Source organism: uncultured Bradyrhizobium sp. (assembly GCF_936943645.1).
Taxonomy (GTDB): Bacteria; Pseudomonadota; Alphaproteobacteria; order Rhizobiales; family Xanthobacteraceae; genus Bradyrhizobium.
This window is the reverse complement of record NZ_CAKZJO010000104.1, coordinates 57506-75426: the sequence shown is the minus strand read 5'-3', so window position 1 is coordinate 75426 and position 17921 is coordinate 57506. Positions and strand designations below refer to the sequence as shown.

Here is a 17921-nt window from a genome sequence, read left to right as displayed (position 1 = left end):
GGCGCGCTATGGTCCGCCCAGTGGAGTAGAGTAATGGATCGGCCGGGCGAAACCACGCATTTTGGCTTCAGGGACGTTCCCCTCGGGGACAAGCAGACGCTGGTGAACGACGTGTTTCACAGCGTGGCGTCGCGCTATGACCTGATGAACGACCTGATGTCCGGTGGACTGCACCGGGTCTGGAAGGACATCATGATCACGGCGCTCGACCCGCCGAGGGGCGACCGGCCGTTCGCGCTGCTCGACGTTGCCGGCGGCACCGGCGACATCTCGTTCCGCGCCGCCAAGGCCGCGGGCCCCGGCTTCCATGCCACCGTCTGCGACATCAATTCCGACATGCTCGCCGTGGGCCGCGAGCGCGCCGCCAAGCGCCATCTCGAGACCCAGGTCGATTTCGTCGAGGGCAACGCCGAGGCGCTCACCTTCGCCGACCGCAGCTTTGACGCATATACGATCGCGTTCGGCATCCGCAACGTGCCGCAGATCGACAAGGCGCTGCGCGAGGCCTATCGCGTGCTCAAACCCGGCAGCCGCTTCCTCTGCCTGGAATTCTCCACCGTCGAGATGCCCGGCCTCGACAAGATCTACGACCTGTTCTCGTTCAAGGTGATCCCGCCGCTCGGCCGCATGGTCACGGGCGACGCCGAATCCTATCAATATCTCGTCGAATCGATCCGCAAGTTTCCAAAGCCGAACGCCTTCGCCGACATGATCCGCAACGCCGGCTTTTCCCGCGTCAGCTGGCAGACGCTCTCCGGCGGCATCGTCGCACTGCATTCGGGCTGGCGTTTGTGATCTCTGCCTTCACCCACATTTCGCGCCTGATCCGCGCCGCGTTCGTGTTCGCGCGCGAAGGCGTGTTCGGCTCCGTCGATCCGAGCCTGGTGCCGCCCCCCGGGCAGCTTGCGCTGAAGCTGGCGCGCCTCGTCGAGCGACGCGGCGCCAAGCACGGCCCGCGGATCTCGCGCGCGCTGACGCGGATGGGCCCCGCCTATCTCAAGCTCGGACAATTCCTGGCCACACGCCCCGACGTGGTCGGCGTCATCATGGCGCGCGACCTCGAAAGCCTCCAGGACCGCCTGCCGCCGTTTCCGCAGGATGAAGCCGAGGCCGCCATCGCGACGTCGCTGGAGCGACCGCTGAAGGACGTGTTCGTGACATTCGGCCCGCCGGTCGCGGCCGCCTCGATCGCGCAGGTGCATCGCGGCGAAGTCTTGCACGATGGCATCCGCAAATCGGTCGCGGTCAAGGTGCTTCGGCCGAACGTCGCCGCGCGCTTCCGCCGCGATCTCTCCGATTTCTTCTTCGTCGCACACAAGGCCGAGACCTATTCGGCGGAGGCGCGGCGGCTGCGCCTGATCGAGGTCATCAACACCATGTCGCGCTCGGTCGCGATGGAGATGGACCTGCGCCTGGAGGCGGCCGCGCTGTCGGAGATGGCGGAGAACACGCAGGGCGATCCCGACTTCCGCGTGCCTGAGGTCGACTGGGACCGCACCACGCACAACGTGCTGACGATGGAGTGGATCGACGGCATCGCGCTGAACGATCACAAGCGCCTCGAAGAGTCGCAGGTCGACCTGCCCGATCTCGGCCGCAAGGTGATCCAGAGTTTTCTGCGGCACGCGCTGCGCGATGGCTTCTTCCATGCCGACATGCATCCGGGCAATTTGTTCCTGGATGACGCGGGACGACTCGTCGCGGTCGATTTCGGCATCATGGGCCGGCTCGGGATGAAGGAGCGGCGCTTCCTCGCCGAAATTCTGCTCGGCTTCATCACCCGCGATTATCGCCGCGTGGCCGAGGTGCATTTCGAGGCGGGCTACGTGCCCGCGCATCACTCGGTGGAGAATTTCGCGCAGGCGATCCGCGCCATCGGCGAGCCGATTCACAACCGCACGGCGGAAGAGATCTCGATGGCGCGGCTCCTGACACTGCTGCTCGAGGTCACCGGGCTGTTCGACATGACGACGCGGCCCGAGCTGATCCTGCTGCAGAAGACCATGGTGGTGGTCGAAGGCGTGGCACGCGGCTTCGACCCGAAGCTCGACATCTGGAAGGTCGCCGACCCCGTGGTGCGCGAATGGATCGAGCGCAATCTCGGACCGATCGGCCGGGTGGAGGGCGCACTCGCCGGGACCGGAAACATCGCGCGCGTGCTGATGCGCCTGCCCGAGATTGCCGAGCGGTCGGTGAAAGTGCTGGAGCAGCTCGAAACCATGACGCGGGAGGGCATCAGGCTGTCGCCTGACAGCATCGCCGCGATGGGCCGCAGCGAGGGCCGCAAGAACCGCTGGCGCACCGTCGCGCTCTGGATCATTGCCGCGACCTTCATCGGGATCCTGATCGCCGTCCGGAATCTATGATTGCACTGCAATCATGCGAGTGATAGCATCGCTATCATTCCGTGCTGGAGGGGCGTCATGGCAAGCCTGACCATCCGCAAGCTCGACGACGCCGTCAAAACCTATTTGCGGCTGCGCTCGGCCAAGAATCACCGGTCGGTCGAGGAAGAGGTCCGGGTCATCCTGCGGGAGCTGATCGAGGGCCGCGAGGAGCCGCTGACGCCGTTTTCGGCGCCGCCGACACCATCAGCCACCGCAACGCCCCAGCGCATCGGCGCCCTTCCCGAGGCCAGCGTCACCCTGATCATCGGCGGCGGTATCGCGGCCTACAAATCGCTCGACCTGATCCGAAGGCTGAAGGAGCGGCGCATCGAGGTCCGCTGCGTGCTGACCAAGGCGGCGCAGCAATTCGTGACGCCGCTGGCGGTGAGCGCGCTGTCGCACGAGCGCGTCTATACCGACCTGTTCGATCCCCAGAGCGAGTTCGACGCCGGCCACATTCGCCTGGCGCGCGAGTGCGACCTGATCGTGGTGGCGCCGGCCACCGCCGACCTGATGGCGAAGATGGCGAACGGCCATGCCGACGATCTCGCCAGCGCCATCCTGCTCGCGACCAACCGAAAAATCCTGCTGGCGCCGGCGATGAATCCGCTGATGTGGAACAACGCGGCGACGCGCCGCAACGTCACGCAGCTGCAGCGCGACGGCGTCGTGCTGATCGGCCCCAATTCCGGCGAGATGGCGGAAGCGGGCGAAGCCGGTGTCGGCCGCATGTCGGAAGCGATCGAGATCGCGACCGCCGCCGAGCGGCTGCTACGGCCGCCGATGCCGAAGCCGCTCGCCGGCAAGCGCGTGCTGATCACCGCTGGCCCCACGCACGAGCCGATCGATCCGGTGCGCTACATCGCCAACCGCTCCTCCGGCAAGCAGGGCTTTGCCATTGCCGCGGCCGCGCAGGCCGCGGGTGCCGAGGTGATTCTGGTGAGCGGTCCTGTCGACCTCGGCGATCCCGCCGGCGTGACGGTGAAGCACGTGGAATCGGCGCGGCAGATGCTTGAGCAGGTGCAGGCCGCGTTGCCCGCCGACATCGCGATCTTCGCCGCCGCCGTCGCCGACTGGCGTGTCGCCAACGAGGGCGAGCAGAAGCTGAAGAAGACCGCAGGCAGCATGCCGCCGCTGCAGCTGGTCGAGAACCCCGACATCCTCGCCACGATCTCCAGGCTGGCCGACAAGCGCCCGCCACTGGTGATCGGCTTTGCCGCCGAGACCGAGCATCTCATCGACAACGCCAAGACCAAGCTCGCGCGCAAGGGCTGCGACTGGATCGTTGCCAACGACGTCTCTCCCGCCACCGGCGTGATGGGCGGCGACCGCAATACCGTGCATTTGATAAGCCGCAAGGACGGCGAGATTGCAGTTGATTCCTGGCCGGTGATGACCAAGGAACAGGTCGCCATCGAACTGGTCGCGCACATCGCAAAGAGCGCGACCGGCAAATCCCTGGAGCCGGCATCTTGAGCACGACAATCACGGTCGAACTGCAGCAACTGGCGCATGCCGAAGGCCTGCCACTCCCGGCCTATCAAACCGCGGAAGCCGCCGGGCTCGACCTGATGGCCGCCGTGCCGGAGGGCGAGCCGATGACGCTCGCGCCGGGCCAATATGCGCTGGTGCCGACAGGGCTTGCGATCGCCTTGCCGCCCGGCTTTGAAGCCCAGGTGCGGCCACGTTCGGGGCTTGCCGCCAAGCACGGAATCACCGTGCTGAATTCACCGGGCACGGTCGACGCCGACTACCGCGGCGAGATCAAGGTCATCCTGATCAATCACGGTGCGGCACCCTTCGTGATTAAGCGCGGCGAGCGCATCGCCCAGATGGTGATCGCGCCCGTGGTGCAGGCCGCGCTGGTTCCCGTCGCCACCTTGTCGGCAACCGACCGCGGCGCCGGCGGCTTCGGTTCGACCGGCCGCTAACACGCGGCAATCCCGGGCGAATCATCCCGAAGAATGACGTGCGCCGGAACAACCCGCCCGGCATTTTTTAGGGACCGCTTTTACGTTCACGATCTGGACTCTTACCGGCGGAGTCACGGTGAGGGTATTGTCTTTTGATTCGCGCGCGACGGGGGTCGCCGCGCGTAAATTCGTGCGGTCTTGGGGCAACTATGTCAGGCGTGATCGTGTCGATGCGTCGGACGCTGCTGTCGTGCACATCGTTGGCGCGCAACGGCTTGTTGGGAGGCGCTCTTGCAGCGCTGCTGCCGGCTGCGCCGGCCGAGGCGGCCGACCTCATCGATACCCTCTCCATCATGCTGGATTTCAACCGGCAGGAACTCGCGGTGCTCGCCACCGCGCTGGCCCTGCTCGGCTTCTCGGTGATGGCCGCGATCCTGTTGATGCGCACCAGGGTGCGCACGGCGAAGAACGAGGCGCGGCTACGGGCGCGAATCGGGGAACTGCAGCTGCAGGCCGACCGCTTCGGCGCGCTGCTGTTCGCCGAGCCGCAGATTCTGATTTCCTGGCCGGCCGGCGACAATCGCGCACAGATCTCCGGCGACATCTCCATGGTGCTGCCGCGCGACTCCTCGCCGCAACGCGTGCTTGCCTTCGGAACCTGGCTGCCGCCGGAACCGGCATTGCAGATGGACCACGCGGTCGACGCGCTGCGTGACCGCGGCGACGGGTTCCAACTGACGCTGACCACCGCGCATGGCCATACGCTGGAAGCGATCGGCCGCGCCATCGGCGGCCAGGCCATCGTCCGAATTCGCGAACTCTCCGGGCTCCGGCGCGACCTCGCCGAGACCAATCTGCGTTACAGGGCGCTCTCGGACGAGACCGAGATGCTGCGCGGCTTTGCCGCCGCCGCGCCGTGGCCGATCTGGGCCAAGGCCGAGAACGGCGCGCTCACTTTCGCCAACCCGGCCTATGTGCGCGCGACCGAGGCGGCCAGCGTCACCGATGCACAGGAGCGCAAGCTCGAGCTGCTCGACAGCGCCGACCGTACCGCGATGGAGCGGGGCCTGAAGGATACCGCGAGCTTCACCTCGCGGCTGCCGATCGTGATCGGCGGCGAGCGGCGCATCTATGACGTGCGCGCCGTCAATGTCGGCAGCGGCAGCGTCGGCGTCGCCATCGATGCCAGCGAGGCCGATGCGCTCAGCTCGGCGCTGGTGCGGATGGCGGAAGCGCATCGCCGCACGCTCGACCAGCTCTCCTCGGGCGTTGCCGTGTTCGACGGCCAGCGCCGCCTTGCCTTCTACAATGATTCCTATCGCCGGCTGTGGGACCTCGACCGCAACTTCCTCGACGCCCATCCGGACGATTCCAGCGTGCTCGACCAGCTCCGCGCCGCGCGCAAGCTGCAGGAGCAGCCGAACTTCCGGGAGTGGAAGGCCAAGCTGCACGAGGCCTACCGCGCGGTCGAGGCCGCCAAGGACACCTGGTATCTGCCCGACGGCCGCGCGCTCTCCGTCGTCACCACGCCGAACCCGGAAGGCGGCGTCACCTACCTGTTCGACGACGTCACCGAAAGCCTCGAGCTCGCGCGCCGCTTCGACGGCATGATCCGCGTCCAGCGCGAGACCCTGGACAGCCTCGCCGAAGGTGTTGCGGTGTTCGGCAGCAACGGCAAGGCGCAGCTGTTCAATCCGGCCTTCGTGCGGATGTGGAAGCTGTCGAGCGATGCCATGCGCGACGAGCCCCACATCCAGACCGTGGAAGGCTGGTGCCATCAGCTGTTCGACGACCCCGCGGTCTGGCGCCAGATCCGCGAGGCCATCACCTCGATCGAGAACCGCGCCGACGTGCCGCTCAAGCTGGAGCGCAAGGACGGCAGCGTGCTCGACGGCATGATCCGGCCGCTGCATGACGGCGCGACCATGCTGACGTTCCAGGACATCACCGACACCGAGAACGTCGAGCGCGCGCTGCGCGAGCGCAACGAGGCGCTGGAGACGGCCGACCAGATGAAGGTGGATTTCGTCCACCACGTCTCCTACGAGCTGCGCTCGCCGCTCACCACCATCATTGGCTTCGCGCATTTCCTCAGCGATCCCTCGACCGGCCCGCTGACGCCGAAACAGGCCGAGTATCTCGACTACGTCACCAAATCGACCAATGCGCTGTTGGCGCTCACCAACAACATCCTCGATCTCGCCACCATCGATGCCGGCGCGATGAAGCTGGAACTCGGCCCCGTGGACGTCAGCAAGACCATCGAGCTCGCCGCCGAGGGCATCCAGGACCGGCTCGCCACCGACCGCATCCGCCTCAAGGTCGAGATCGCCCCCGATGTCGGCAGCTTCGTCGGCGACGAGAAGCGCGTGGTGCAGGTGCTCTATAACCTCCTCGCCAACGCCGTCGGGTTTTCTCCACAGGATTCCACCGTCGGCATCAGTGCGCGGCGCACCGAACGCAGCGTGGTCTTCACCGTGACAGATTCCGGACCTGGAATACCTGCCGACATGAAGGACAAGGTGTTCAACTGGTTCGAAAGCCGCTCGCAGGGCTCGCGTCACCGCGGCGCCGGGCTCGGCCTGTCGCTGGTGCGCTCCTTCGTCGAGCTGCATGGCGGCAAGGTGCGGGTGGATTCGATCGTCGGCCGCGGCACGGTCGTGATCTGCGACTTCCCCACCGACCAGGCGGCGCATCGCGACGCCGCCGAATGACAGAGCCCGCCAAACTCTCCGTCGCGCTCCACAACGAGACGGCCACTGCGCAATTGATGGCCGATCTCGCGCTGCTGGTCGGACCGGGCGATGTCATCACCCTCACCGGCGATCTCGGAGCCGGCAAGACCGCGGCGGCCCGCAGCCTGATCCGCTATCTCGCCGGCGACGAAGAGCTGGAGGTGCCGAGCCCGACCTTCACACTGGTGCAGGGCTATGAGCTTCCGCCCTTCCCGGTGCTGCACGCCGACCTCTACCGCGTCGAGGACGAAAGCGAGCTCGAGGAGATCGGCCTGTCGCCCTTGCCCGACGCCACGCTGGTCCTGATCGAATGGCCGGAACGCGCGCCGTCGGCCATGCCCGCCGATCGCATCGACATCGCGCTGACGCATCGGCCGGCGCTGGGCTCCAACGCGCGCGCCGCCGACATCACCGGTTACGGCAAGTCTGCTGCCACCGTCGCGCGGCTGAAGGCACTGCGCGAATTCCTCGACGCATCCGGCTGCATGGATGCGACGCGCAAGCGCATGGCCGGCGATGCCTCGACGCGCTCCTATGCGCGCCTGCTGCGCGACGACGGCGTCGTCATCCTGATGAATTCTCCGCAACGGCCCGATGGTGCGGCGGTCTACAACGGAAAATCCTACAGCGCCGCGGTGCATCTCGCCGAGAATATCAAGCCCTTCGTCGCCATCGACGAAGGCTTGCGCGCGCAGGGACTCTCGGCGCCGGCGATCCATCATTTCGATCTCGACCACGGCTTCCTGATCTCGGAGGATTTCGGCAGCGAGGGTGTGATCGAAGGCGATCCGCCGCGCCCGATCGCCGAGCGCTACGAGGTTGCGACCGACGCACTGGCCGCGCTGCACGGCAAGACGTTGCCCGAGACGCTGCCGCTGGACGGACAGGCCTACGATATCCCCGTCTTCGACGTCGAGGCGATGCTGATCGAAATCGGATTGATGCCGGAATGGTATTTGCCGGACCGCAACGCACCGCTGAGCGAGACGGCACGCGCCGAGTTCTTCGCGATGTGGCGCGAGCTTCTGAAGAAGCCGCTGGCCGCACCGAGGACGTGGATCATCCGCGACTATCACTCGCCCAATCTGATCTGGCTCGGCAATCGCACCGGGATCGAACGTGTCGGCGTGATCGATTTCCAGGATACCGTGCTTGGTCCGCAATCCTACGACGTGGTCTCGCTGCTGCAGGACGCCCGGATCGACGTGCCTGAGAACATCGAGCTGACGCTGCTGTCGCGCTACATCAAGGCGCGCCGCGCGGCTGATGCGGGGTTCGACGCCGCCGGCTTCGCCGAGCTCTACGCCATCATGTCGGCGCAGCGGAATACGCGGCTGCTCGGCACCTTCGCCCGGCTCAACCGCCGCGACGGCAAGCCGCATTATCTGCGGCACCAGCCGCGGATCTGGACCTATCTGCAGCGCTCGCTGGCCCATCCCGCGCTGAGCTTCCTGCGCGACTGGTATCTCGCCAACGTCCCCCCGCCCCAAACCTTGCCACAGGCCTGATTCGGCCCCCGATTTACCGGCTGTTAGCCAAGACGTCGGTATTCTGGCGGCGAGGCAGCCGGGAAATTACGGGCTGGAGCGGGCAGATGGCGGTAAAGACGGACCAGCGCGGCAACAGCCGGGTTGTTTTCGAGCGTGGCATCCCGGCCCAGATGATGGGCATCGACGGGACCTGGCGGCGCGAATGCACCATGGAGGACGTCTCCGACAGCGGCGCCAAGCTGACCATCGACGGCTCGGTCGAAGGCCTGCATCTGAAGGAGTTCTTCCTGCTGCTGTCGTCAACCGGGCTGGCCTACCGGCGTTGCGAGCTCGCCTGGGTCAATGGCGACCAGATCGGCGTCAATTTCCTGAAAGTCGGCGACAAGAAGAAAAAGGCGCGTTCCACAGCCGTCGGGGCATGAGGGCAACACCCGTCGTACAACCGTCACGGCGGCTGGCTAAGGCGGTTGAGATGCGATGCGGCTGATCCAACCTCGTGTTAGGATTGCTGCGAACGCGAAAGGTCTGAGAAAGCAAGGGATGTCCGTCAAACCGACCAAAGCCATGGTGCTCGCCGCAGGGTTCGGTCTGCGCATGCGTCCGCTGACGGACAAGATGCCGAAGCCGATGGTGCCGGTCGCCGGCCAGCCGCTGCTCGATCACGTGCTCGACAAGCTCGGCCAGGCCGGCGTGACCGACGCCGTGGTGAACGTGCATTACCTGCCGGACCAGATCATCGAACACACCGCCTCGCGCCAGCATCCGCGCGTGACCATTTCCGACGAACGCGACCAGGTGCTCGGCACCGGCGGCGGCGTGGTCAAGGCGCTGCCGCTGCTCGGCGATGCGCCGTTCTACCATGTCAATTCCGACACGCTGTGGATCGACGGCGTGCGCTCCAACCTGACGCGCCTTGCCGAGAATTTCGACCCTGAGCGCATGGACATCCTGCTGCTGATGGCGCCGACGGCGACCAGCATCGGCTATAGCGGCCGCGGCGATTACGGCATGCTGCCGGACGGGGCGCTGCGCAAGCGCAAGGAAAAGGAGGTCGTTCCGTTCGTCTATGCGGGCGCAGCGATCCTGTCGCCGTCGATCTTCGAAGGCGCGCCCCAGGGCGAGTTCTCGCTGACCAAGATGTTCGACCGTGCCAACGAGCAGGAGCGGCTGTTCGGTCTCCGCCTCGACGGCGTCTGGATGCATGTCGGCACCCCCGATGCCGTGCACGCCGCGGAAGAGGCGTTTCTGGAGAGCGTGGCGTAGGGCCGCTCTCTTGTCCCGGACGCGGTGCGGCGCGAAGTGCCGCCCCGCAGAGCCGGGACCCACTCCATCCTCACTTGCGGAAAGCAGACCGGGCCCCGGCTCAGCAGCGCATCACTGCGTGCTGCGCTGCGTCCGGGGCACGAGAGCGGCGTCCCACGAACAACGGGGACTATCTCCCCCCGCCCCATGACCATTCGACCCCGCCTCCCTATATTGCTTGATCCTTCGAATCAGGCAGTCCATGCGCGTCTTCAGCGTTCCCATCTCAGTTCCGTTCCTGCGCACGGTCGTTGCGGCCCTGCTGGACGGACGGCTGGTCGAGGGATTCGAGGCGCGCAAGGAACCGGCGCGGCTGGCGGACGCGACGCTGTACCTGCCGACGCGGCGCGCGATGCGCGTCGTTCGCGAGATCTTCCTCGACGAGATGAAGAGGGACGCCGTCGTGCTGCCGCGGATCGTCGCGCTCGGCGACATCGACGAGGACGAGCTCGCCTTCGCCGATGAAGCCGAGCAGTTCTCCGGCGCGACGCCGCTCGAGATTCCGCCGCGGCTCGGCGAGCTCGAACGGCGGCTGACGTTGGCGCAGCTCGTCGCCGCCTGGGCCAAGGGCCCGGTGCTGTCGCCGCTGGTGGTCGGCGGCCCCGCCTCGACGCTGGCGCTGGCCGGCGACCTTGCGCGCCTGATCGACGACATGGTCACGCGCGGCGTCGACTGGAACGCGCTCGATGGCCTCGTGCCCGACATGCTCGATCGCTATTGGCAGCACTCGCTCGAATTCCTGCGCATCGCGCGCATCGCCTGGCCTCAACATCTTGCCGAGATCAACCGGATCGAACCGGCGGCGCGGCGCGATCTCCTGATCGCGGCGGAAGCCAAACGGCTGACCGCGCATCCGCACGGACCTGTGATCGCGGCCGGGTCGACCGGCTCGATGCCGGCGACCGCGAAGTTCTTGCACGCGGTCGCCGCGCTGCCGCACGGTGCGGTGGTGCTGCCCGGCCTCGACACCGATCTCGATGAGGATGCCTGGCGGATCATCGGCGGCAGCAGGGACCTGCTGGGCGTCACCGAGAATCCCACCTCGAACCATCCGCAATATGCGATGCACGGCTTGCTCCAGCGCTTCGGCATCAAGCGCGGCGACGTCGAGATCCTGGAGCCAGCTGCACCGCATGGGCGCGATCTCCTTGCTTCCGAATCGATGCGGCCGTCCAGCGCAACCGAGAAATGGCATGACCGGCTGAAGCAGCCCGACGTCGCCGCAAAGATATCAGGTGGCATGACCGGCCTTTCGGTCGTCGAGGCTCCCAATCCTGAGATGGAAGCGCTCGCGATCGCCATCGCGATGCGCGAAGCACGGCATCTCGACAAATCCGCCGCGCTGGTGACGCCCGACCGCGCGCTGGCGCGACGCGTGATGGCTGCGCTGACCCGATGGGGTCTCAGCTTCGACGATTCCGGCGGCGACGTGCTGATGGAAACCTCTGCCGGCGTCTTCGCGCGCCTTGCGGCGGAGGCAGCAACGAAAGGACTGGAGCCGCCAACGCTGCTGGCGATGCTCAAGCATCCGCTGTGCCGGCTTGGTCGCGCCCCTGGTGCGTGGAAGACGGCGATCGAAGACCTCGAGCTTGCAGTCCTGCGCGGCACGCGCCCGCCTGCCGGCACCGCCGGCCTCCTGCGCGAGTTCAACCGGTTTCGCGAGGAGCTGGCAAAGCTGTGGCGCAGCGAGGCCTCCGCGTTGCACCGCGCCGAGCCGCGCGCACGGCTCAAGGCCGAGGACCTCGATCGCATCCAGGCGCTGATCGATGCCTTGCAGACGGCGCTCATTCCGATCGAGAGCCTGCCGCCGTCGAAGCCATACGACTTCGCCGAGCTCGCGCACCGGCATCGCGAGACCTTGATCGCGCTGTCGCGCGACGAGCAGGGCATCCCGCTCGCTTTCGAGGAGCGCGAAGGCCTTGCGCTCGCTGCCGCCTTCGACGATCTCCTGCGCGGCGGCACCACCAGCGGATTGATGGTGCCGCTGCCCGATTATCCCGACGTCTTCCAGACCGCGTTCAGCGATCGCGCGGTGCGGCGGCGCGAGAAGCCCGGCGCGCGGCTGCAGATCTACGGCCCGCTGGAATCACGCCTGATGCAGGCCGACCGAATCATCATTGGCGGGCTGATCGAAGGCGTCTGGCCGCCGGCGCCGCGGATCGATCCCTGGCTGAGCCGGCCGATGCGGCATGAGCTTGGTCTCGACCTGCCTGAGCGGCGCATCGGCCTCTCCGCCCATGACTTCGCGCAGTTGCTCGGCGGCGGCGAAGTGATCCTCACCCATTCCGCCAAGGCCGGCGGCGCGCCGGCGGTGGCTTCGCGCTTCCTGCATCGACTGGAGGCGGTCGCGGGCGACGAGCTCTGGAAGGCAGCGGTTCGCGCCGGCGAAAAGTACGTGCAGTTCGCGGGTGCGCTGGACCAGCCCGACAAGGTCGAGCCGATCAAGCAGCCCGAGCCGCGGCCGCCGCGCGCGACGCGGCCATTGAAGATGTCGGTGACCGCGATCGAGGACTGGCTGCGCGATCCCTATACGATCTACGCAAAGTACATTTTGCGGCTGGATGCGCTCGACCCCGTCGACATGCCGCTCTCGGCCGCCGACCGGGGCTCGGCGATCCACGAGGCGATCGGCGAGTTCACCGAAAGCTACGCAACGCGCCTGCCCGACGATCCCGTTCGCGTGCTGCGCGCCATCGGTGAAAAGCATTTTGCACCGCTGATGGAACGTCCGGAGGCGCGGGCGCTGTGGTGGCCGCGGTTCCAGCGCATCGCACGCTGGTTCGGCGAATGGGAGACGGCGCGCCGCGCGGCGATCGAGGCAATCAATGCGGAGACCCGCGGCGAGATCTCGATCAGGCTCGACAACGAGCGCAGCTTTCGCCTTTCCGCCCGCGCCGACCGCATCGAGCGGCGCCAGGGCGGCGGCTACGCCATCCTCGACTACAAGACCGGGCAGCCGCCGACCGGCAAGCAGGTCCGCATGGGCCTCTCACCACAGCTGACGCTGGAGGCGGCGATCCTGCGCGAGGGCGGCTTTCCTGGCATCGATGCAGGTTCTTCCGTGAGCCAGCTCGTCTATGTCCGCCTCAGTGGCAACAATCCTCCGGGCGAAGAACGCATCCTCGAGCTCAAATACAAGCAGGGCGACGAGCCGCAGCCACCGGACACGGCAGCCGCCGAAGCACGGGCCAAGCTGGAAGCGCTGATCCGCGCCTTCGACGACGAGAACCAGCCGTACACCTCGCTGAACTTGCCGATGTGGACGAACCGCTACGGTGCCTATGACGACCTCGCCCGGATCAAGGAATGGTCCGCGGCCGGCGGATTGGGGATCGAGGAATGGTGAAGGTCCCGCGCCCCATCCCCGACGAGGTGCGCGCCCGGCAGGCGCGTGCATCCGATCCGACCGCGTCGGCCTTCGTGTCGGCCAATGCCGGCTCGGGCAAGACGCACGTGCTGGTGCAGCGCGTGATCCGCCTGCTGCTGTCGGGGGTGCCGCCCGAGAAAATTCTCTGCATCACCTTCACCAAGGCCGCCGCCGCCAACATGGCCGAGCGCGTGTTTACGACGCTTGGCCATTGGGTGACGCTGGACGACACCGCGCTCGACGCGGCGATCAGGGCAGTCGGCATCCCGCACCCCGGCGCAAAGCTGCGGCGTGAGGCGCGAAAGCTGTTCGCCTGCGCGCTGGAGACGCCGGGCGGGCTCAAGGTGCAGACCATCCACGCGCTGTGCACACGCCTGCTCCAGCAGTTCCCGTTCGAGGCCAACGTCCCCGCGCGCTTCTCCGTCATCGACGAGCGCGATCAGAACGACATGATGGAGCGCGCCAATCTGAAGGTGCTGCTCGAGGCCGCGCGCGCGCCTGACAGCGTCACGGGCCGCGCCCTGCTGACCGCGATGGCGAACGCCGCCGACGTCACCTTCAAGGAGGTCGTGCGCGAGGCCTGTCTCAGCCGTGATCATTTCATGGCCTGGACCGACGGGGCCGGCAACGTCGAAGCCGCGGCGGCACAGATGGCGGTGGCGCTGGGTGTCGATGCGAGCGACAACATCGAGGACGTCGAGACGGACATCCTCGATGGGCCCTACCTGCCACGCTCGCGCTGGGACGACATTGCCTTTGCGCTGGAGGACGGCAGCAAGTCCGATAATGATCAGGCCTCCCGCCTTCGCGAGGCCAAGGTGTTTTCCGGCAGCGCGCAGGTCGATGCCTATCTGTCCGTCTTCCTCACTGATGAAAAGCTGCCGCGCAAGGCGGTGCTGACCAAGAAGTTCGGCGAGCACAATCCGTCCGTCGCGCGCCTGTTCGAGAACGAGGCGCAGCGCGTCAGTGGCTTGGTCGAGAAGCGCCGCGCGGTGACGATGCGCGACCGCACTGCGGCCCTGCTGCACATCGCGACCGCAGCTGCGGCCAACTACCGCCGCGAGAAGCAGGAACGTGGCCTGCTCGACTATGACGACCTCATCGACAAGACGCTGGCGATGCTCGACCGCATCTCCTCGGGCTGGGTGCATTACAAGCTCGACCGCGGCGTCGACCATGTGCTGATCGACGAAGCCCAGGACACCAGCCCACGGCAATGGGACATCGTTGCGCACATCATCTCGGAATTCACGGCTGGCGAAGGCGCGCGCGAGGGACTGAACCGCACGGTCTTCGCGGTCGGCGACGAGAAGCAGTCGATCTTCTCGTTCCAGGGCGCAGCTCCCCACGAGTTCGACGCGCGCCGGCGCGAGCTGCACCGCAAGTTCACAGCCGCCGGACTGAAATTCGATCCCGTGGCCTTCACCTACTCGTTCCGCTCGGGCGCGACGATCCTGCACTCGGTTGACCACGTCTTCCGCGATCCCCAGATCTACAAGAGCATCCATTCGGTCGAGATCGGCCATCCCCTGCACAATGCGCTCACTGACGCCGGCCCCAGCGTGATCGAGCTGTGGGATCTCGCGGAAGCCGACGACCGGCAGGAGATCGAAGGCTGGCGCGCGCCGTTCGACGGCGTCGCCGCCACCAGCCCCGAGGTCAAGCTTGCCCGCCGTATCCAGGCCGAGATCAAGCGGCTGGTCGAGAGCGGCACGCTGACCGGGCACGCCGGCGAGCGCAGGCCGCTGCGCTATGGCGACATGCTGATCCTGGTGCGCCGGCGCGGCAACGCCTTCGACGCCGTCATCCAGGCACTCAAGCACGCTGGCGTTCCCGTCGCGGGCGCCGACCGACTGAAGCTGACCGAGCATATCGGCATCATCGATCTGATGAACCTCGCGGATGCGCTGCTGCTGCCGCAGGATGACCTCGCGCTGGCGGTGGCGCTGAAGAGCCCGCTGTTCGGTCTCGATGACGACGATCTGTTCGTGCTCGCCCATGATCGCAAGGGATCGCTGCGCCGCGCGCTCGGCGAGCACGCCGCCGGAAGCGAGAAGTTCGCAACCGTGCTGGGGCGCCTGGAAGCCTGCGAGATGCGTGCCCGCGAGGAGACGCCGTTCGCGTTCTACGCCTGGCTGCTCGGCGGCGACGGCGGGCGCGCGCGCATCCTGCGCCGGCTCGGTCATGAGGCCAACGACGCGCTCGACGAATTCCTGGAGCTCGCGCTGAACTATGAGCGCAAGGCGCCGGCCTCGCTGCAGGGCTTCATGGCCTGGCTGCGCTCGGCCGACACCGAGGTGAAGCGCGACATGGAGATCTCGCGCGACGAGGTGCGGGTGATGACCGTGCACGGCGCCAAGGGCCTCGAAGCTTCGGTCGTGTTCATGGTCGACACGACGTCGTCGCCGGCGGACTCGCAGCGGGTGCGGCTGATCCACGTGCCGCGCGGCAATGGCGGCGAGGTCGTGGTCTGGGCCGGGCGCAAGGCGGATGATCCAAAGCCCGTCGCGGACGCGCGCAAAGCCATGCTTGAGGAAACCGAGGACGAGTATCGCCGCCTGCTCTATGTCGCCATGACGCGCGCGGCCGACCGGCTGATCGTCGGCGGCTGCATGCCGGGCAATATGAGGACGGTTCGCAAGCTGAGCTGGTACGACCTGGTCGACACCGGGCTCGCGGGCTCGGGCCTGGACAAGCAAATCATCGAGACGCCGCTCGGCAAGGTCACCCGGTTCGCCCGTCCGGAGGATGTGGCGGCGCTGGGCTCGCCAGCGGCGTCCGTTGACGCAACTGTCGCTTTGCCGGACTGGCTGCGAACGCGGGCCCCGCGTGAAGCCGTCGAGGACGATCCCGTACGCCCGTCCGGCCAGTCGGCCGAGGAGGGGCGCAGCGTCCGGTCAGGCGAGTCGGTCCAGTCCCGCGCGCTCGCATTGCAGCGTGGCACGCTGGTGCACCGGCTGCTGCAATCCCTGCCTGAGATCGCCCCGGAGCGCCGGCGCGAGGCCGCGCTCGGCTTCATGACGCGCAATGCTTCGGTCTGGGCCGAGGCCGACCGCGCCGCGCTGGCCGACAAGGTGCTCGCTTTGATCACCGAACCGCGGTTTGCGCCGGTCTTTGCCAGCGGCAGCCGGGCGGAAGTCGCCATCGCCGGCCGACTGGAGCGGCCGGGCCACCCTCCGGCATTGGTTTCGGGGCAGATCGACCGGCTGGTCGTTCGCCCGGATGAGGTTCTGATCGTCGATTTCAAGACCAATCAGGCGGCGCCCAAGAGCGCGGCTGAAGCGCCTGTCGCCTATGTCCGGCAGCTTGCGCTGTACCGGGCGGTGCTGGCGCGGCTTTATCCCCAAAAGCCCATCCGGGCCGTCCTGCTCTGGACCGAGGCCCTTGAATATATGGAGATTTCAGCCCCCGCGCTGGACGCGGCGCTGGCATCCCTTCATCTCGGCGTGAGCGTCCTTGACCCGGCAAGGGGCCGTTCATAGGTTGGCACGATGATCCCGGGCGCGATTCCGTATCGCGCCGTTTCGTTTAACCGAGTGAGGTACTCAAATGGCCGTTGGCAAGGTTTCTGACACCGATTTCGAAGCCGAAGTGCTCAAGGCGAACGGCCCTGTCGTCGTCGATTTCTGGGCCGAATGGTGCGGCCCCTGCCGCATGATCGCACCCGCCCTCGACGAGATCGCCGGCGCGATGGGCGACAAGGTCAAGATCGTGAAGCTGAACGTCGACGAGAGCCCGAAGACCGCGTCGAAATACGGCGTGATGTCGATCCCGACCCTGATGATTTTCAAGGGCGGCGAGATGGCCTCCCGCCAGGTCGGCGCAGCGCCCAAGGCGAAGCTGCAGCAGTGGATTACATCGGCGGTCTGATCCGCGGCGCAGTGACGAGCAAATTCTGCAACGGCCGGCTCATCGCCGGCCGTTTTGTTTTACCCTACTTGATCCAGCCGGTCGCCAGCGCGTGTCCCAGCTCCGGCTGGTTGTTGCGGCGTGCGAGCGCGGCCATCGTTTCGTGATCATAGGTGATATGGCGGAACGTCACCTGCCAACTTCCATTCACCAGTTCGAGGATCGCATAACGCGCGTGCGGCGTGCCGGCCTCGACGACATGCGGGAACGGGTGCTTGTCACGATAGCCGGGGCTGCCGACGCTGCCGGGATTGACGATCAATCGGCCGTCGCGCAAGCGGACGGCGCGGGCGAGATGGGTGTGGGCGCAGAGGATCAGCGACTGCGTGACGCCTTGCGCAAACCGCTCGATGCGTTCGAGCGGCGACAGCGCGACCGTGCCGTCGGCGTGCACGGTGTCGAGCCAGTAGATTTCGTCATTCTCTGGCGTGGCGTGACAGAGGAACACCTGGTCGCGAAACACGCGCGTCATCGGCTGCGCGCGCAACCAGTCGAGCTGCGTGGCGTTGAGCGCTGCATGGGCGGGACGATCCCACGACCCCATCTTCTCCGGCGGACGGTCGAGCAGATAGCGATCGTGGTTGCCGAGCACGTGCACGGCATCGAGCGGCATCAGCATCTCGATGGTGCGGCGTGCGTCGAGCGGGCCGCTCAGCATGTCGCCGAGATTGACGATGTCGGTGATATCAGTAGCACGGATGTCGGCGAGCACCGCCTCCAGCGCGAGGTAGTTTCCGTGGACGTCGGCGATGGCGGCAAAACGCATTGGGATTCTCGCTCTCGTGCCCCGGACGCCGCGCAGCACGTAGTGGTGCGCT

Annotated in this window: 12 protein-coding genes; 11 read left to right on the top strand and 1 reads right to left on the bottom strand. The window is 66.9% G+C overall.

All coding sequences use genetic code 11. The annotated features are described in order from the left end of the window. The first annotated feature begins 33 nt into the window (after window positions 1–33). The 11 genes from ubiE to trxA all read left to right on the top strand — a co-directional run bounded on the left by ubiE (window position 34) and on the right by trxA (window position 17064). A complete protein-coding gene (ubiE, locus tag Q0743_RS30725) occupies window positions 34–795 on the top strand; it encodes a bifunctional demethylmenaquinone methyltransferase/2-methoxy-6-polyprenyl-1,4-benzoquinol methylase UbiE (RefSeq protein WP_298245171.1) in 762 nt (253 codons plus the stop codon). Then, window positions 792–2366 (top strand): 2-polyprenylphenol 6-hydroxylase, encoded by a 1575-nt coding sequence (gene ubiB, locus Q0743_RS30720; RefSeq protein WP_298245170.1) that lies wholly within the window; start codon window positions 792–794, stop codon window positions 2364–2366. Before ubiE ends, ubiB begins: the two co-directional genes overlap by 4 nt. Before the next feature lie 57 nt (window positions 2367–2423). Continuing rightward, window positions 2424–3863 (top strand): bifunctional phosphopantothenoylcysteine decarboxylase/phosphopantothenate--cysteine ligase CoaBC, encoded by a 1440-nt coding sequence (gene coaBC, locus Q0743_RS30715; protein WP_298245169.1) that lies wholly within the window; start codon window positions 2424–2426, stop codon window positions 3861–3863. Then, window positions 3860–4318, top strand: a complete 459-nt coding sequence (gene dut / locus Q0743_RS30710) for a dUTP diphosphatase (protein WP_298245168.1) — start codon at window positions 3860–3862, stop codon at window positions 4316–4318. Before coaBC ends, dut begins: the two co-directional genes overlap by 4 nt. A 191-nt stretch (window positions 4319–4509) precedes the next feature. Further along, complete coding sequence (locus tag Q0743_RS30705; RefSeq protein WP_298245167.1) at window positions 4510–7014, top strand: PAS domain-containing sensor histidine kinase; 2505 nt, start codon at window positions 4510–4512, stop codon at window positions 7012–7014. Continuing rightward, complete coding sequence (tsaE, locus tag Q0743_RS30700) at window positions 7011–8543, top strand: tRNA (adenosine(37)-N6)-threonylcarbamoyltransferase complex ATPase subunit type 1 TsaE (RefSeq protein WP_298245166.1); 1533 nt, start codon at window positions 7011–7013, stop codon at window positions 8541–8543. Before Q0743_RS30705 ends, tsaE begins: the two co-directional genes overlap by 4 nt. Before the next feature lie 86 nt (window positions 8544–8629). After that, window positions 8630–8947, top strand: coding sequence for a PilZ domain-containing protein (locus Q0743_RS30695; protein WP_063198916.1), 318 nt, complete (start codon window positions 8630–8632; stop codon window positions 8945–8947). Between the two features lie 118 nt (window positions 8948–9065). After that, on the top strand, window positions 9066–9788 hold the full coding sequence (locus Q0743_RS30690; RefSeq protein ID WP_298245165.1) for a nucleotidyltransferase family protein: 723 nt from the start codon (window positions 9066–9068) through the stop codon (window positions 9786–9788). A gap of 241 nt (window positions 9789–10029) precedes the next feature. Continuing rightward, window positions 10030–13173, top strand: coding sequence for a double-strand break repair protein AddB (addB, locus tag Q0743_RS30685; RefSeq protein WP_298245164.1), 3144 nt, complete (start codon window positions 10030–10032; stop codon window positions 13171–13173). Continuing rightward, window positions 13167–16676 (top strand): double-strand break repair helicase AddA, encoded by a 3510-nt coding sequence (addA, locus tag Q0743_RS30680; RefSeq protein ID WP_298245163.1) that lies wholly within the window; start codon window positions 13167–13169, stop codon window positions 16674–16676. Before addB ends, addA begins: the two co-directional genes overlap by 7 nt. Before the next feature lie 67 nt (window positions 16677–16743). Beyond that, the gene (trxA, locus tag Q0743_RS30675; RefSeq protein ID WP_007598398.1) at window positions 16744–17064 is read left to right on the top strand and encodes a thioredoxin; all 321 of its coding nucleotides are present in this window, start codon (window positions 16744–16746) and stop codon (window positions 17062–17064) included. A gap of 64 nt (window positions 17065–17128) precedes the next feature. Here trxA and Q0743_RS30670 read toward each other — a convergent pair whose 3' ends face one another. Beyond that, window positions 17129–17869, bottom strand: coding sequence for a metallophosphoesterase family protein (locus tag Q0743_RS30670; protein ID WP_298245162.1), 741 nt, complete (start codon window positions 17867–17869; stop codon window positions 17129–17131). Window positions 17870–17921 lie beyond the last annotated feature (52 nt).

Bases quoted from the DNA above. Each gene is read 5' to 3' on its own strand.
- ubiE (WP_298245171.1), top strand. From the start codon at position 34: ATGGATCGGCCGGGCGAAACCACGCATTTTGGCTTCAGGGACGTTCCC.
- coaBC (WP_298245169.1), top strand. From the start codon at position 2,424: ATGGCAAGCCTGACCATCCGCAAGCTCGACGACGCCGTCAAAACCTAT.
- Q0743_RS30705 (WP_298245167.1), top strand. From the start codon at position 4,510: ATGTCAGGCGTGATCGTGTCGATGCGTCGGACGCTGCTGTCGTGCACA.
- tsaE (WP_298245166.1), top strand. From the start codon at position 7,011: ATGACAGAGCCCGCCAAACTCTCCGTCGCGCTCCACAACGAGACGGCC.
- Q0743_RS30695 (WP_063198916.1), top strand. From the start codon at position 8,630: ATGGCGGTAAAGACGGACCAGCGCGGCAACAGCCGGGTTGTTTTCGAG.
- Q0743_RS30690 (WP_298245165.1), top strand. From the start codon at position 9,066: ATGTCCGTCAAACCGACCAAAGCCATGGTGCTCGCCGCAGGGTTCGGT.
- addB (WP_298245164.1), top strand. From the start codon at position 10,030: ATGCGCGTCTTCAGCGTTCCCATCTCAGTTCCGTTCCTGCGCACGGTC.
- addA (WP_298245163.1), top strand. From the start codon at position 13,167: ATGGTGAAGGTCCCGCGCCCCATCCCCGACGAGGTGCGCGCCCGGCAG.
- trxA (WP_007598398.1), top strand. From the start codon at position 16,744: ATGGCCGTTGGCAAGGTTTCTGACACCGATTTCGAAGCCGAAGTGCTC.
- Q0743_RS30670 (WP_298245162.1), bottom strand. From the start codon at position 17,869: ATGCGTTTTGCCGCCATCGCCGACGTCCACGGAAACTACCTCGCGCTG.